The organism is Borrelia hispanica CRI, assembly GCF_000500065.1.
Taxonomy (GTDB): Bacteria; Spirochaetota; Spirochaetia; order Borreliales; family Borreliaceae; genus Borrelia; species Borrelia hispanica.
This window is the reverse complement of record NZ_AYOU01000049.1, coordinates 1-609: the sequence shown is the minus strand read 5'-3', so window position 1 is coordinate 609 and position 609 is coordinate 1. Positions and strand designations below refer to the sequence as shown.

The window sequence follows — 609 nt, the reverse complement described above, 5'->3', positions numbered from 1 at the left end:
TCACTAAACCTATTGCTAAAGATGTATATAGAAAATATTCAAAATTAAAAAATTAATTATTTAAGCCCCTGATGGGGCTTATTATTTATAAGTATCAAGTTAACCTGAATAAACACTGAAATTCTTTAGTAATAGACAGCTGACTAAATAATCTCAATGGACTACTTCCAACTTTATCTGAATCAAATGCCATAAATATATTAAACTTCTCAAGATTACTTAAATCTCTACTACTTTTAGTAAAGTATTCTTTAATTAAATTACACCAATACTCAATACTCTTTAACGTTTTATTTTTATTAAAGTACTCAAGTAATTTAGAATCATCTCCCGATTTAACAGACTCAAGATAATCGTTTATTTCTGACAAACTACTAAATGGTTTATCACTTAAAAACCTATACATATTTCTTGATGCTATTAGTAAGTTTTGATAATACTTAAATTTATTCATATTAACATTATGTTTAACTTTGGATTTAGAATGGTCAGTATTAACAACTTGTTTGTTTTGTACTCTACTTTCTATTGATTTTGCTTTTGTTATATCTACAGATGGTTTGATTGCACTGCTATCTTTGCTATTAGAAGTATTATTTTCAATTTGTC

The 609-nt window shown here is 25.5% G+C and carries 1 pseudogene; it reads right to left on the bottom strand.

Annotated elements, in window-relative coordinates:
• Nucleotides 1–94: 94 nt before the first annotated feature.
• Nucleotides 95–609: pseudogene (locus tag U880_RS0101310) on the bottom strand (ERF family protein); the annotation flags it as partial.